Here is a 14,479-nt window from a genome sequence, read left to right on the forward strand (position 1 = left end):
TACTTAAGGTCACACAGATGGACATGCAATCCCGAATTCGCCAGCTTTTCCAGGCCAGCATCGACACCAAGCAACAGGCGATGGACGTACTTGCACCGCACATCGAGCAAGCCAGCCAGGTCATGGTCAACGCCCTGCTCAACGAAGGAAAGATGCTTGCCTGCGGCAATGGCGGCTCGGCCGGTGACGCCCAGCACTTCTCCTCGGAACTGCTCAATCGCTTCGAGCGTGAACGCCCCAGCTTGCCCGCCATAGCGCTGACCACCGACAGCTCGACCATCACCTCGATCGCCAACGACTACAGCTACAACGAAGTCTTCTCCAAGCAGATCCGCGCCTTGGGCCAACCCGGCGACGTTCTACTGGCTATCTCCACCAGCGGCAACTCGGCGAACATCATCCAGGCGATCCAGGCCGCACACGATCGCGAAATGATTGTCGTAGCATTGACCGGTCGCGACGGCGGCGGCATGGCTTCCCTGCTACTGCCTGAAGACGTGGAGATTCGTGTACCGGCCACCGTTACCGCACGCATCCAAGAAGTCCACCTGCTGGCGATCCACTGTCTCTGCGACCTGATCGACAGCCAATTGTTCGGGAGTGAAGAATGACCCCTAATCGCCTCGGCCTCCTGGCCCTGACCCTGTGCCTGAGCCTCACTGGTTGCAGCTCGGTGATTACCGCCACCCGCGACAAACCCATCGACGACGACCGCGGCACCCGCACCTTCGGCAGCAAGATCGACGACTCCCTGATCGAAACCAAGGTCGCCGTGAACGTCGCCAAGGCCAACCCGGACCTGGAAAACAACTCGCACATCGTAGTGACCAGCTTCAACGGCATCGTGCTGCTGGCCGGCCAGACCCCGCGCCCGGACCTCAAGGCAACGGCCGAACAAGCCGCCAGCGAAGTACAGCGTGTCAAGAAGGTGCACAACGAATTGCAGGTGCTGCCTCCTTCCGGGTTCCTGGCCCGGCAGAACGACAGCTGGCTGACCACCAAGATCAAGACCCAGATGCTCGCCGATGCCAACGTTCCAGCCTCACGCATCAAGGTGGTGACCGAAAACGGCATCGTCTACATGCTGGGATTGCTGACCAAGCAGGAAGCGGCCCAAGCCACGAACCTGGTACAGGGTGTCTCGGGCGTGCAGAAGATCGTCAAGCTGTTCGAGTACATCGACTGAGATTCCAGCAGGCGTAAAAAAGGCGATCCAACCGGATCGCCTTTTTTATTACTTGACCACCTTCAAGCTCGGCCTGCCACTTGGGCGCGGCGGCTCACTGTCTGGCGGCGGCATATCGTCATCCGGCTCGATATCATCTTCGTCATCCGGAGGAGACTCCAGGTCGAACACCATTCCCTGGCCATTTTCACGGGCATAGATCCCAAGAATCGCGCCAACCGGTACATGCAGGCTATGAGGCACGCCACCAAAGCGCCCCTCGAAGGTCACCACATCGTTATCCATGTGCAAATGACGCACGGCACTTGGCGAAATATTCAGGACGATCTGCCCATCATTGGCAAATCCCTGAGGCACCTCTACCGCTGGATAGTCGGAGTTGACCAGCAAATGCGGGGTGCAATCATTGTCCACAATCCACTCATAGAGCGCGCGGACCAGATAAGGTCGACTGGAGTTCATAACGGCTCCTTAAGCCTTAGCGCATGTCGCGTTCGGCGCCAGACAGACTCGCCTGGAAAGCCTCACGCGCAAATTGGCGCTCCATATAATCGAGCAACGGCTTGGCTTGCCGCGGCAGTTCAATACCCAGGACCGGCAACCTCCAGAGTATGGGCAGTAGGCAGCAATCCACCAGGCTTTGTTCCTCGCTGAGGAAGAACGGTTTGTCGGCGAATAGCGGCGAAACACCGGTCAGACTTTCCCGCAATTCCTTGCGCGCCTGCGCCCGCACCGCATCCTTGGTTCGCGAATCGAGTATCAGATCCACGTGCCCGCACCAGTCACGCTGGATCCGATGCATCAGCAAGCGACTGTTGGCCCTTGCCACGGGATAGACCGGCAGCAATGGTGGATGCGGATAGCGCTCATCCAGGTATTCCATCACTACGCTCGACTCCCACAACGCGAGGTCCCGATCGACCAGCGTAGGCAGGCTCCCGTAGGGATTCACTTCGATCAGCTTCGGCGGCTGGCGGCCCGCCTCCACACTGATGATCTCGGCGCTGACACCTTTCTCCGCAAGCACGATGCGCACCCGATGGGAATAGTGGTCGGCGGGGTCGGAGTAACAGGCCAACCGATTGGTCACGCCCATGGCGATCCTCCTCGCGTGTTGAAATTATCGAAAGCAGAAAAAACGAGCGCGCCCTGAGGACGCCTCTGATAACCCCCGGATGATACAGGGTTGTTACAGCTTCAGAGACGCCCTTGGGCGCGCACGCTCAACAAGTGATGCTTAAAACGCTATCAATGCACATCTTTCCAGTATTCGCGCTTGAGCAGATAGGCGAATACGAAGAAGAAGGCCAGGTAAAGCAGTACGTAGGTACCGATGCGCTGGTGCTGCAGCTTGACCGGGTTGGCCGAGTAGGCCAGGAAAGTCACCAGGTTCTTGACCTTCTCATCGAATTGCGCCTCGTTGAGGGTCCCGGTGTTTTCCTTGACGGTCAGTTGATCGCAAGCCTCATGGGTCAACGGAGTGCCGGTCAGCGGATCGAACTGCTTCTTGCCATCCTCGACAATCTGCACCTGCTTGCAACCGATCACCTGACGCCCCTGCAGACCAGCTAGAACGTTGGGCATACCCACGTTCGGGAACACCTTGTTGTTCACACCCCAAGGGCGCGCCGGATCTTCGTAGAAGGACTTCAGGTAGCCATACAGCCAATCGGTACCGCGAACGCGAGCCACCAGGGTCAGGTCGGGCGGAGCAGCACCGAACCAGGTCTTGGCATCCGCCGGCTGCATGCCGATGTTCATGTGGTCGCCAATCTTCGCGCCGGTGAAGACCAGCTTGCTCATCATCAGGTCGTGCGGGATGCCAAGGTCATCGGCAACCCGCTCGTACCGCTGGAACTTGGCGCTGTGGCAACCCATGCAATAGTTGGCAAAGGTGCGAGCACCATCTTGCATGGCCGCCTTGTCGCTCAGATCGATGTCGACCTTTTCCAACTCGGGACCGCCGTGCTCGGCAGCGAAGGACAATACAGGCATAGCAACAAGAATCAGTGCAGCAAATAACTTTTTCATCAGCCAGTCACCCTTTCCGGAACCGGTTTGGTCTTCTCGAGCCTGGTGTAGAACGGCATCAGAATGAAGTAGGCGAAGTACAGGAAGGTACATACCTGCGACAGCAACGTACGGCCTGGAGTTGGCGCCAACACGCCCAGCACGCCCAGGATCACGAACGAGATGCAGAACACCAGCAGCCAGATCTTGCTCAGCCAGCCTTTGTAGCGCATGGACTTGACCGGACTGCGATCAAGCCAGGGCAATACGAACAGCACGGCAATCGCAGCACCCATGGCGATAACGCCCATGAGCTTGTCCGGCACCGCACGCAGGATCGCGTAGAACGGAGTGAAGTACCAAACCGGGGCAATATGCTCAGGCGTCTTGAACGGGTTGGCCTGTTCGAAGTTCGGCTTCTCGAGGAAATAACCACCCATTTCCGGGAAGAAGAACACGATCGAGCAGAAGATGAACAGGAACACCACTACGCCGACGATATCTTTCACGGTGTAGTAAGGATGGAACGCAATGCCATCCAGCGGCACGCCGTTTTCGTCCTTGTGCTTCTTGATATCGACGCCATCCGGGTTGTTCGAACCTACTTCGTGCAGTGCCAGGATGTGCAGCACCACAAGCCCCAGGATCACGATAGGCAGGGCCACGACGTGCAGGGCGAAGAAGCGGTTGAGGGTGATGCCGGAGATCAGGTAGTCACCACGGATCCACTGGGTCAGGTCGTCACCGATGACCGGGATCGCACCGAACAGCGAGATGATCACCTGGGCGCCCCAGTAGGACATTTGCCCCCAAGGCAGCAGGTAACCCATGAAGGCCTCTGCCATCAGCGCCAGGTAGATCAGCATGCCGAACAGCCAGACCAGCTCGCGCGGCTTCTGATAGGAACCGTAGAGCAGGCCACGGAACATATGCAGGTAGACCACGATAAAGAACGCCGAAGCGCCAGTGGAGTGCAGCAGACGCAGGATCGCGCCGTACTCGACGTCGCGCATGATGTATTCGACGGAAGCGAAGGCCTCTTCTGCCGAAGGGGTGTAACTCATGGTCAGCCAGACACCGGTAACGATCTGATTGACCAGAACCAGCAGTGCCAGGGATCCAAAGAAATAGAAGAAGTTGAAGTTCTTCGGAGCGTAATACTTGCTCAGATGGTCTTCCCACATCTTGGTGGCGGGGAAGCGCGCATCCACCCAATCCATGAACTTGCTCATCACGCTTTCTCCGTGTCGACGCCAATGACGATGATGTCATCCGACTCATAGGAATGCGGGGGTACTGGCAGGTTCAGGGGCGCGGGCTGCGCCTTGTAGACGCGACCAGCCAGATCGTAGTGGGAACCGTGGCAAGGGCAGAAATAGCCACCCACCCAATCCTTGCCCAGGTCCGCAGGCGCCACTTCAGGACGGAAGGTAGGAGAACAGCCCAAGTGGGTGCAGATACCGATCAGCAGAAGAATCTCTGGCTTGATCGAACGCACTTCCGGGTCGACGTAGGTTGGTTGTACCGAGTTCTTGGAGTTAGGGTCAGACAACTGGCCCTCGATCTTCTTAAGATTCCCCAGGATTTCCTCTGTACGGCGGACGATGAATACCGGTTGACCGCGCCACTCAGCAACCATCTGCTGACCTGGATCGATCTTGCTGATATTCACCTTCACCGGTGCACCTGCGGCTTTCGCCTTGGCACTGGGAAACCATGACCCCACGAACGGGACCGCAGCCCCCACCGCTCCAGCAGCACCCACCACGGATGTGGCTGCCACCAAGAAGCGACGCCGGCCTGCATTCACGCCGTCATTGCTCATTCAGTCCTCTCCCATCAGCTTTGTGGCCTGTTAAATCAGGCATCTACTAAGTAAAAATCTGAACTTATAAAAATTTTGCCGAATGGTAATGAAAACCCCCAATTCTGACAAGGTAATTACCAGACGGACTCTGCGCCAGGCCTTGTAGTATAGGGCCTCCACGGATGTGGCAAGTTGTCACACGGCAAATTTTGAGCAATAAAAAACGCCCAGCTCCAAAGGAGGCTGGGCGTCTTTTTGAACGCAGTAGCGAATTAACGCTTGGAGTATTGCGGACGCTTACGCGCTTTACGCAGACCCACTTTCTTACGCTCAACTTCACGTGCGTCACGGGTTACGTAGCCGGCTTTACGCAGGGCACTGCGCAGAGTCTCGTCGTAATCCATCAGGGCGCGAGTGATGCCGTGGCGGATTGCACCAGCCTGGCCACTTACACCACCGCCGATCACGGTAACGTAGATATCGAACTTCTCAACGGTCTCGGTCAGTTCCAGCGGCTGACGAACTACCATGCGGGCAGTTTCGCGACCGAAGAAGCTATCCAAGGAACGGTTGTTGATGGAGATGTTGCCAGTACCCGGACGCAGGAATACGCGTGCGGTTGCAGTCTTGCGACGGCCAGTGCCGTAATTTTGAGTCGCCGACATAATGAACTATTCCGTTAAATCTTCAGTTCTTGGGGCTGCTGAGCAGTATGAGGGTGAGCAGCGCCCGCATATACTTTCAGCTTACGGTACATGTCGCGACCCAGCGGGTTCTTAGGCAGCATGCCTTTTACCGCGGTCTCGATCACGCGCTCAGGGGCTTTAGCGATCAGCTTCTCGAAGTTGATCGACTTGATGCCGCCCGGGAAACCGGAGTGGGAGTAGTACATTTTGTCAGTGGTTTTAGCACCAGTAACACGTACCTGCTCGGCATTGATCACGACAATGTAGTCGCCGGTGTCAACGTGAGGAGTGTACTCAGGCTTGTGCTTGCCACGCAGACGGCTCGCGATTTCGGTAGCCAGACGACCCAGGGTCTGACCAGCGGCGTCGATGACGAACCAATCGCGCTTTACTGTTTCCGGTTTAGCAGTAAAAGTTTTCATTCTTTATAGCCTCAGGGGCCGCCCAGCAAAATAGACGGCGGATCTTACTGAATGGTGCTTACTTTGACAAGGTCAAAGGCAGCCGAATACAGACGCTTTCGGGGGCTCGGGTCAGCGCGTCTGGCATGCGGCAAGAATCTTCGGCAGGCGGGGCATCACTTCCACCGCAGAAAGAGCTGCAGAATTATCCAGATTGCGAAAAAAAATTCAACCTGCTTTTATGATTGTTTTGCCGAGGAAGTACCCATGGACTACCGCCAACTGGGCCGGACCGATCTGAACGTGAGCGCCATCTGCCTGGGCACCATGACCTGGGGCGAGCAGAACAGCGAGGCCGAGGCCTTCGCCCAGATCGAGCGGGCCAAGCAGGCCGGGATCAACTTCATCGATACTGCCGAGATGTATCCGGTGCCGCCCAAGGCCGAGACCTACGCCACCACCGAACGCTACATCGGCAATTGGTTCAAGCAACGCGGCGACCGTGCCGACTGGATCCTGGCCAGCAAGATCGCAGGCCCCGGCAACACCATCGACTACATCCGCGACAAGCAGCTCAAGCACAACCGCAAGCACATAGTCGAAGCCGTGGATGCCAGCCTCAAGCGTCTGCAGACTGACTGGATCGACCTCTACCAATTGCATTGGCCGGAGCGCAGCACCAATTTCTTCGGCCAACTCGGCTACAAGCACAAGGCCGCTGAAGACTTCACCCCGCTGGAGGAAACCCTCGAGGCGCTGGACGAACAGGTCAGGGCCGGGAAGATCCGCCACATCGGCCTGTCCAACGAAACCCCGTGGGGCACCATGAAATTCCTGGCCCTGGCCGAAAGTCGTGGCTGGCCGCGGGCGGTATCGATCCAGAACCCCTACAACCTGCTCAACCGCAGCTTTGAAGTGGGCCTGGCGGAAATCGCCATCCGCGAACAATGCGGCTTGCTCGCCTACTCGCCCCTGGCCTTCGGCTTCCTGTCCGGCAAATACGAAGGCGGCGCTCGCCCCGCCAAGGCACGCCTGAGCCTCTACAGCCGTTTCAGCCGCTATTTCAATCCCCAGTCGGAAGCCGCTTGCAGCCGTTACGTGGCGCTGGCTCGCGAGCATGGCCTGGACCCGGCACAAATGGCCCTGGCTTTCGTGACCCAACAATCTTTCGTGACCAGCAACATCATCGGTGCCACCACCCTGGAACAACTGGACAGCAACATCGCCAGCGCCGAGCTGAAGTTATCGGAAGAAGTCCTGGCCGGGATCGAGGCCATCCACAAGGACCAGCCCAACCCCGCCCCGTAAGTCACGCCTCGCTCCACTTGCCGGCGAACAGGCAAGCGGCCTGTTCGCCGGCAGCGCTCGCGCCCTCCTTATAAAGAACGGGCGATGATTTCCTTCATGATCTCGTTGGTCCCGGCATAGATTCGCTGCACCCGGGAATCGGCCCAAGCCCGGGCGATCGGATATTCCCACATGAAGCCGTAGCCGCCATGCAGTTGCACGCACTCATCCAGGACCCTGCACTGCAGGTCGGTCCCCCAGTACTTGGCCATGGCCGCCGTCGGCACATCGAGCTTGCCTTTGAGGTGCAGCTCCAGGCAACGATCGACGAACACCCGGCCAATCTGGATTTCCGTGGCCATCTCCGCCAGCTTGAACCGGCTGTTCTGGAAGTCGGCGATCGCCTTGCCGAAGGCCTTGCGCTCGCGGGTGTAGTCCAGGGTCCATTTCAACGCCGCCTCGGCACTGGCCAGGCCACCCACGGCCACGCTCAGGCGTTCCTGGGGCAGCTCCTGCATCAGGTAGACGAAACCCATCCCGGCCTGGCCCAGGAGGTTCTCCTTGGGTACCCGCACATCCTGGAAGAACAGTTCCGAGGTGTCCTGGGCCTTCATCCCGACCTTTTCCAGGCGCCTGCCCTTGGTGAAGCCCGGCGAATCGGCCTCCACCAGGAACAGGCTGGTGCCCTTGGCCCCGGCCTTGGGATCGGTCTTGGCCACCACGATCACCAGCTCCGCCAGGTAGCCGTTGGTGATGAAGGTCTTGGAACCGTTGAGCACATACTCATCGCCGTCCAGCACTGCCGTGGTCTTCACGCCCTGCAAGTCGGACCCGGTTCCGGGCTCGGTCATGGCGATGGCCGTGACCAGTTCGCCCGAGACCATCCGTGGCAAGTATTTGTGCTTCAGCGCCTCACTGCCGTAATGCAGGAGGTAGGGCGCGACGATATCCGAGTGCAGGGAGAAGCCAATGCCACTCAGGCCCAGGCGGCTGACCTCCTCGATCACCACCGCGCTATACAGGAAGTCCGCCCCCAGCCCGCCGTACTCCTCGGGAATGTGCGAGCACAGCATCCCCGCCTCCCCGGCCTTGCTCCACAACTTGCGGTCGATGTGGCCCTGCTTTTCCCATTCGCCATGGAAAGGCACCGCTTCTTTTTCAAGGAAGGTACGCACGCTGTCGCGGAAGAGTTCGTGCTCGGAACTGAACAAGGTTCTGGGGATCATGCAGCCACCTGTGGTTGTCATTTATCGGGTCTGACTGCCAGAGCCTAAGCCCAGCCACCGGCACGGGACACTGGACACATCCGACAAAAAATAAGACGATCCAGCCGTCTGGTGACCACTTTCCCCTATAAGAACAATCGAATTATGTCTAACCAAACTTCCACGCCCTTGCGGCGCGTCAGCATCCTGGCTATCGACCGGGTTTTCGCTTCCACCCTCATGCAAGCCAAGGATTTCTTCCACCTGGCCAGCCTGCGCTACGGCAAGCAACTGGGCCAAGGCCTGACGCCAGCCTTCGAGACCCGCCTGGTCAGCCCTGATGGCCAGCCGGTGCGCAGCTTCAGCGATGTAGTCATGCCAGTGGATGGTCCACTGGGAGATAGCGACGTGATCATCCTCCCAGCCTTCTGGGACGACTTCGACTCCCTGTGCCAGCGTTACCCCCAGATATTGCCCTGGCTACGCGCCCAGCACGCCCGCGGCGCCGTGCTATGCGGTGAGGCCACCGGGGTCTTCTGGCTGGCCGAGGCCGGGCTGCTCGATGGCAAGGAGGCCACCACCTATTGGCGTTTCTTCAGCACCTTCAGCGAGCGTTTTCCCAAGGTCCAGCTCAACCAGGACAAGCACCTGACCGACGCCGACAACCTCTACTGCGCCAGCGGCACCACCTCGGCCTGCGACCTCTACATCTATCTCATCGAGCGCTTCTGTGGCGCCAGCGTGGCCCAGGCCGTAGCCCGGGACATCCTCTACGAGGTCCAGCGCAGCTACGCTCCGGGACGCATGGGTTTTGGCGGCCAGAAGCTGCACCAGGACGTGATCATCCTGCAGATCCAGCATTGGCTCGAAGAACACTTCGCCGACAAGTTCCGCTTCGAGGACGTCGCTCGCGAGCATGGCATGAGCATTCGCAACTTCATGCGCCGCTTCCAGACCGCCACGGGCGACAAGCCCCTGCACTACCTGCAGCGCCTGCGGATCGAAACCGCAAAAGGCCTGCTGTCGGGGACACGCAAGAGCATCAAGACCATCAGCTACGAAGTCGGCTATGACGACGCCAGCTTCTTCGCCCGGCTATTCCGCCAGCACACCGAGCTTTCGCCCAACCAGTATCGCCAACAGTTCCAGCAACTGGCGGCATGAAAAAAGGGCCTGCATTGCAGGCCCTTTTTCATTGAGTCGGGATTTATGGCTTGTGCGCCCGCGCAAGGAACTCGTGGGACTGCATCTCCAGCAAACGACTGAGGGTCCGCTGGAACTCGAACGTCAACCGGCCACCGGTGTAGAGATCCTTGAGCTCCACTTCGGCGGAGATGATCAGCTTGACATTACGGTCGTAGAACTCATCGACCATATTGATGAAACGCCGAGCGATGTCATCGGTGGCAACGCCCATCTGCTCCACGCCGCTGAGCAGCACCGCATGGAAGATCTTGCCCAGCTCGATGTAGTCGTTCTGGCTGCGTGGACCGTCGCACAACTCGCGAAAATCGAACCAGGCCACATCGTCACAGGTGCGCAGTGCACGGATCTCGCGGTTCTCGACGATCAGTACGTCGTTTTCCACGGCCTGGGTGCATTCCGGCGTCAGCGCCCGGAAGCTCTTGCGCAAGCTCTCGTGGGCCGCCTCGTCCAGTGGATAATGGAACAGCTCGGCCTGCTCCAGGTGACGCAGGCGATAGTCGACGCCACTGTCGACGTTGACGATTTCGGTGTTCTGCTTGATCAAGGCAATGGCCGGCAGGAAGCGGGCACGCTGCAGGCCATCCTTGTATAGGCCGTCCGGCACGATGTTCGAGGTGGCGACCAGGGTCACACCGTTCTTGAACAGTTCTTCCATCAGCGTGCCGAGAATCATCGCGTCAGTGATATCGGATACGAAGAATTCGTCGAAACAGATCACCCGCGCCTCCTGGGAGAAACGCTTGGCGATGATGGTCAGCGGATTCTTCTCGCCGCCCAGGGTCTTCATTTCCTCATGGACGCGCTTCATGAATCGATGGAAGTGCGTACGAACCTTTTCCTTGAATGGCAAGGCTTCGAAGAAGGTGTCGACCAGATAGGTCTTGCCCCGCCCCACGCCGCCCCAGAAATACAGACCCTTGACCGGCACCTGGTCTTTCTTGCCAAAGAGCTTGCCGAGCAGGCCCGGCTTGTTGTGCTCGGCCGCGATCAGATCGTCATACAGGCGCTGCAAATGACGCACAGCGGTTTCCTGTGCAGCGTCATGAAAGAAATCCGGGCGTTTCAGATCTGCTTGGTATCGTTCTAGGGGCGTCATAATTCGTTAGCAAGGCAACAAAAACGGGCCGTCACTTTAGCGACGGCCCTGGGGAATGGCAATCAGCCCTTGGTCGGGAAGATTCCGCTCAGTCCTGGGCCGGGGCCAAGGCGATCCGTACTTCTTCGATGGCCGCATCACGGGCAGCAGTGTCGGCAAATACCGGGCTGTCAGCCACGCTGGCGCCGTCCAGCCAGATACTGAAGCCGTTGGCCTGGGCACGCAGGTCCAGCTCCTGGCCCGATTGCAACTGCTTGCTCGCCGCACCGGCAGCCTTGCCGTCGGCAAAGTTGCGCGACAGCAGCAGTTGCTCGCCATCGGCGGACAACAAACGGAAGCGGAAGCTGCCATCGTCCTCGCGGAAACTGACGATACGCGCAGCCTTGGCCGCCTTCTTCTTGGTGGTGGCCGCCACCTGCACCTGGTTTTCGAAGGAACGCAGGCCTACCGCTTCGCGCAGCTCGGCCAGGAACGGCGTCGCCACGCTACGGGCCTTGGCCGCGCCAGCCAGGAGGACATCTTCCAGATCGGCGGGGCGTGCGATCAATTGATGATAGCGCTCGCGGGCCTCGCCCAACTCGCGGTCCAGCAACTGGAACAGGCGGTTCTTGGCCTCGCCCCAACCCAGGCCCTGCAGCAGTTCGCTACGGAACTCGGCGGCCTGCTCGGCAGTGGAGAACGCCTGGAACAGGGTGAACAGGTGGGAATTATCCGGATCCTTGGCCTCGCCCGGTGCCTTGGAGTCGGTGACGATCCGCGAGATCGCATCCTTCATGTCCTTGGCACTGGTGAACAGCGGAATGGTGTTGTCGTAGCTCTTGGACATCTTGCGACCGTCCAGGCCCGGCAAGGTGGCGACGCTTTCCTCGATCAGCGCTTCGGGCATGGCGAAGAACTCCTTGCCCTGGCCGAACAGGTGGTTGAAACGCTGGCCGATATCCCGGGCCATCTCCACGTGCTGGATCTGGTCGCGGCCCACCGGCACCTTGTGCGCGTTGAACATCAGGATGTCGGCGGCCATCAGCACCGGGTAGCTGTACAAACCCATGGTGACGCCGGCATCCGGGTCTTCGCCAGCCTCGACGTTCTTGTCCACCGAGGCCTTGTAGGCGTGGGCACGGTTGAGCAGGCCCTTGGCGGCGACGCAGGTCAAGAGCCAGGTCAGTTGCGGGATTTCCGGGATGTCGGACTGGCGATAGAAGGTCACGCGATCCGCATCCAGGCCACCGGCCAGCCAGGTGGCGGCGATCTCCAGGCGCGAACGCTGGATGCGCAGCGGATCATCGCACTTGATCAGGGCGTGGTAGTCGGCCAGGAAATAGAAGGAATCGGCATTGCTATCGCGACTGGCGAGGATCGCCGGGCGGATCGCCCCGGCATAGTTGCCCAGGTGCGGTGTGCCGGTGGTGGTGATGCCGGTGAGGATGCGCGTACGAGTAGTCATGGGTAATCGCTTATCAGACTGCAATCAATTCGAAAGTCGCGGCAGCACCAGATCCTTCAGATCGGTGAGCTTGCCATGAAAAAAGTGCCCACATTCTGCCACCTTCAGCAGCTCATGGGGACGAACCAGGGCCGCGGACCAGTCATAGACCGCCTGCGGATCGATGACCTCGTCGGTCTCCGGCTGGATCAGGGTCAGCGGGCAGCCTTGGGGCAAGGTATCGGTATCGCGCAGGCGAGTCACTGCCGCGGCCACCATGAACAGGTGCTTGAGCTGCACGCCCTGGGCTTCGAGGCGCCCGCCAAGGCTCGCCGCGACGAAGCCGCCGAAGGAAAAGCCCAGCAGCGTCAACGGCAGTTGCGGATGCCTGGCCCGCAGCCAGTGGGCCGCTGCCTCGGCATCGTCGACTTCACCCGTGCCCATGTCGTGGCTGCCTTCGCTGGCGCCGACGCCACGGTAGTTGAAGCGCAGGGTGATCAACCCGGCATCCCGTGCCGTGCGTTGCAAGGTGGACACCACCTTGTTGAGCATGGTGCCGCCCTGTACCGGGTTCGGGTGGCAGATCAGCGCCACGCCGCGAGCGTCGGGCACCTCCAGATACAGGGCTTCCAGTTGGCCGACGGGGCCGGCAATCACTACAGGGGTTTCACGCATAAGCAAGGAAGGAACTCCGTGACCTCGAAGGGGGTCGACTCGTCTAGCAAATGGTCTGTGCCAATCTATTGCGAGTGAATCGCGGTATACAGCGCAGGTTCGAGCCGTTAACGTAAAGCAAAGCCGTTTATAGAGGAAGGACTCGTGGAACACTCGCTCTTAGTTTGGTTGTTGCCGACTCTTGCCCTGGTCGCGGGTGTCGCCATTGGATTCCTGGTCGCTCGCCTGCTGCCCAATGCCGCGCCTAACCGCACGCAGCGTCAGCTGGACGATATCCAGGAACGTTTCGACAATTACCAGAACGAAGTGGTGACACACTTCAACAGTACCGCCAACCTGGTGAAGAAACTCACCCAGAGCTATCAGGAAGTACAGGATCACCTGGCCGAAGGCGCCAATCGCCTGGCCCTGGACGAATTGACCCGTCAGCGCCTGCTGGCCGCCCTGCACTCCGAGTCGGTACACGCACCACGTGAACGCCTGACCCCACCACGGGACCAGGAGCCGCCACGGGACTACGCGCCAAAGACGCCGAACGCCCCGGGCATGCTCGACGAGCAATATGGCCTGAAGAAGTAAGCGGCTACAGCCAGCCAACAAAAAGCCCGCCCGACTTTCATCGGGCGGGCTTTTTTGTACCTGCGGCTCAAGCCGGTTCGATCAGTAACCCTGCTGGTACGGCTGCTGGGTTGGTTGTTGGTATTGCTGGGTTGGCTGCTGGTACTGCTGGCCAGGAATCGCCTTGAGGTTGACCTCCACTCGACGGTTCTGCGCCCGTCCGTTGACGTCGGCGTTGCTGGCGACCGGATTGTCCGGGCCGGCACCGCGCGAAGACAGGTTGGCACCGCTCACGCCCTGGGAAGTCAGGTAGGTGGCCACGCTTTGTGCGCGACGCTGGGACAGGTCCATGTTGTGCTGGCGGCTGCCGGTGCTGTCGGTGTAGCCGACGATCTCGATCTGATTCTGGTTGAACTCGCGCAGGGAATTGGCCAGGTTGTTCAGCGGCTGATAGAAGCTTGGGGCGATGTTCGCCGAGTCGGTGGCGAAGGTGATATTGCCCGGCATGATCAGTTTGATCTGGTCACCCTGGCGCTGCACCTCGACCCCGGTATTGGCCATGCTGGCGCGCAGCTTCTTCTCCTGCTGGTCGGCGTAGTAGCCATAACCGGCCGCGGACGCACCGACTACCGCGGCGCCGATCAGCGCGCCCTTGCCACGGTTGTTGTGGCTGATCGCGGCACCGGCCAAGGCGCCGGCCAAGGCACCCAGGCCACCATATTTCGCAGTTTTGCTCATGCCCGACGAACCGCCGTCGGCCTGCCCCTGGTTGTCATAGGGGTTAGGCGAAGCGCAGCCGGATAACAAGGCCACAGCAGTAGCGACAACAATCAAACGACGCGAGGTGAACATGGAAAGCTCCTACATATGCATTCTGTAATGCAAAGGACGTTGGCAACGGACCTGTGCCGGCGTTGGAACACACAGAACGGCAAAAAT

The 14,479-nt window shown here is 59.6% G+C and carries 17 protein-coding genes; 5 read left to right on the top strand and 12 right to left on the bottom strand.

Annotation, left to right across the window (positions count from 1 at the left end):
- Positions 1 to 17: 17 nt before the first annotated feature.
- Together H7A76_RS21185 and H7A76_RS21190 are read left to right on the top strand one after the other, a co-directional pair.
- On the top strand, positions 18 to 611 hold the full coding sequence (locus H7A76_RS21185; RefSeq protein ID WP_022640815.1) for a phosphoheptose isomerase: 594 nt from the start codon (positions 18 to 20) through the stop codon (positions 609 to 611).
- Complete coding sequence (locus tag H7A76_RS21190; RefSeq protein ID WP_185700308.1) at positions 608 to 1,186, top strand: BON domain-containing protein; 579 nt, start codon at positions 608 to 610, stop codon at positions 1,184 to 1,186. The genes H7A76_RS21185 and H7A76_RS21190 overlap by 4 nt, the downstream gene beginning before the upstream one ends.
- A gap of 48 nt (positions 1,187 to 1,234) precedes the next feature.
- Here the strand turns inward: H7A76_RS21190 and H7A76_RS21195 are convergent, their stop codons facing one another.
- From H7A76_RS21195 to rplM, 7 genes are all read right to left on the bottom strand, one after another.
- Positions 1,235 to 1,648 carry a ClpXP protease specificity-enhancing factor gene (locus H7A76_RS21195; RefSeq protein ID WP_185700309.1) on the bottom strand — a complete coding sequence of 138 codons (414 nt, stop codon included), beginning with the start codon at positions 1,646 to 1,648 and terminating at the stop codon, positions 1,235 to 1,237.
- Between the two features lie 16 nt (positions 1,649 to 1,664).
- On the bottom strand, positions 1,665 to 2,282 hold the full coding sequence (locus H7A76_RS21200; RefSeq protein WP_185700310.1) for a glutathione S-transferase N-terminal domain-containing protein: 618 nt from the start codon (positions 2,280 to 2,282) through the stop codon (positions 1,665 to 1,667).
- 152 nt (positions 2,283 to 2,434) lie between these two features.
- Entirely contained in the window at positions 2,435 to 3,217 is a 783-nt protein-coding gene (locus H7A76_RS21205) for a cytochrome c1 (protein WP_185700311.1), read from the bottom strand.
- A complete protein-coding gene (locus H7A76_RS21210) occupies positions 3,217 to 4,428 on the bottom strand; it encodes a cytochrome b (protein WP_053131929.1) in 1,212 nt (403 codons plus the stop codon). Before H7A76_RS21210 ends, H7A76_RS21205 begins: the two co-directional genes overlap by 1 nt.
- Positions 4,428 to 5,021: a ubiquinol-cytochrome c reductase iron-sulfur subunit gene (petA, locus tag H7A76_RS21215; RefSeq protein WP_185700312.1), complete on the bottom strand. Its 594-nt coding sequence runs from the start codon at positions 5,019 to 5,021 to the stop codon at positions 4,428 to 4,430. Before petA ends, H7A76_RS21210 begins: the two co-directional genes overlap by 1 nt.
- A gap of 254 nt (positions 5,022 to 5,275) precedes the next feature.
- Positions 5,276 to 5,668 (bottom strand): 30S ribosomal protein S9, encoded by a 393-nt coding sequence (gene rpsI / locus H7A76_RS21220; RefSeq protein WP_022640821.1) that lies wholly within the window; start codon positions 5,666 to 5,668, stop codon positions 5,276 to 5,278.
- A gap of 14 nt (positions 5,669 to 5,682) precedes the next feature.
- Entirely contained in the window at positions 5,683 to 6,111 is a 429-nt protein-coding gene (gene rplM, locus H7A76_RS21225) for a 50S ribosomal protein L13 (protein ID WP_022640822.1), read from the bottom strand.
- A gap of 246 nt (positions 6,112 to 6,357) precedes the next feature.
- Between rplM and H7A76_RS21230 the strand changes: the two genes are divergently transcribed.
- Positions 6,358 to 7,398 (top strand): NADP(H)-dependent aldo-keto reductase, encoded by a 1,041-nt coding sequence (locus tag H7A76_RS21230; protein WP_185700313.1) that lies wholly within the window; start codon positions 6,358 to 6,360, stop codon positions 7,396 to 7,398.
- A gap of 68 nt (positions 7,399 to 7,466) precedes the next feature.
- On the opposite strand, the gene H7A76_RS21235 is transcribed toward H7A76_RS21230, so the two are convergent.
- The gene (locus H7A76_RS21235) at positions 7,467 to 8,603 is read right to left on the bottom strand and encodes an acyl-CoA dehydrogenase family protein (protein ID WP_409519200.1); all 1,137 of its coding nucleotides are present in this window, start codon (positions 8,601 to 8,603) and stop codon (positions 7,467 to 7,469) included.
- Positions 8,604 to 8,846: 243 nt separating this feature from the next.
- Here H7A76_RS21235 and H7A76_RS21240 point away from each other — a divergent pair, with 243 nt between their 5' ends.
- Positions 8,847 to 9,746 carry a GlxA family transcriptional regulator gene (locus tag H7A76_RS21240; RefSeq protein WP_185700425.1) on the top strand — a complete coding sequence of 300 codons (900 nt, stop codon included), beginning with the start codon at positions 8,847 to 8,849 and terminating at the stop codon, positions 9,744 to 9,746.
- 43 nt (positions 9,747 to 9,789) lie between these two features.
- On the opposite strand, the gene zapE is transcribed toward H7A76_RS21240, so the two are convergent.
- The 3 genes from zapE to H7A76_RS21255 all read right to left on the bottom strand — a co-directional run bounded on the left by zapE (position 9,790) and on the right by H7A76_RS21255 (position 12,982).
- A complete protein-coding gene (gene zapE, locus H7A76_RS21245) occupies positions 9,790 to 10,884 on the bottom strand; it encodes a cell division protein ZapE (protein WP_185700315.1) in 1,095 nt (364 codons plus the stop codon).
- A gap of 88 nt (positions 10,885 to 10,972) precedes the next feature.
- The gene (locus H7A76_RS21250) at positions 10,973 to 12,328 is read right to left on the bottom strand and encodes a tryptophan--tRNA ligase (RefSeq protein ID WP_185700316.1); all 1,356 of its coding nucleotides are present in this window, start codon (positions 12,326 to 12,328) and stop codon (positions 10,973 to 10,975) included.
- Between the two features lie 24 nt (positions 12,329 to 12,352).
- Positions 12,353 to 12,982, bottom strand: a complete 630-nt coding sequence (locus H7A76_RS21255; RefSeq protein ID WP_185700426.1) for an alpha/beta hydrolase — start codon at positions 12,980 to 12,982, stop codon at positions 12,353 to 12,355.
- A 144-nt stretch (positions 12,983 to 13,126) separates the two neighbouring features.
- Between H7A76_RS21255 and H7A76_RS21260 the strand changes: the two genes are divergently transcribed.
- The gene (locus H7A76_RS21260; RefSeq protein WP_185700317.1) at positions 13,127 to 13,561 is read left to right on the top strand and encodes a YhcB family protein; all 435 of its coding nucleotides are present in this window, start codon (positions 13,127 to 13,129) and stop codon (positions 13,559 to 13,561) included.
- A gap of 81 nt (positions 13,562 to 13,642) precedes the next feature.
- Here the strand turns inward: H7A76_RS21260 and H7A76_RS21265 are convergent, their stop codons facing one another.
- On the bottom strand, positions 13,643 to 14,392 hold the full coding sequence (locus tag H7A76_RS21265; protein WP_185700318.1) for an OmpA family protein: 750 nt from the start codon (positions 14,390 to 14,392) through the stop codon (positions 13,643 to 13,645).
- Between the last annotated feature and the right edge of the window lie 87 nt (positions 14,393 to 14,479).

Origin of the sequence: Pseudomonas sp. MSSRFD41, from assembly GCF_014230245.1 — a bacterium.
Taxonomy (GTDB): domain Bacteria; phylum Pseudomonadota; class Gammaproteobacteria; order Pseudomonadales; family Pseudomonadaceae; genus Aquipseudomonas; species Aquipseudomonas piscis.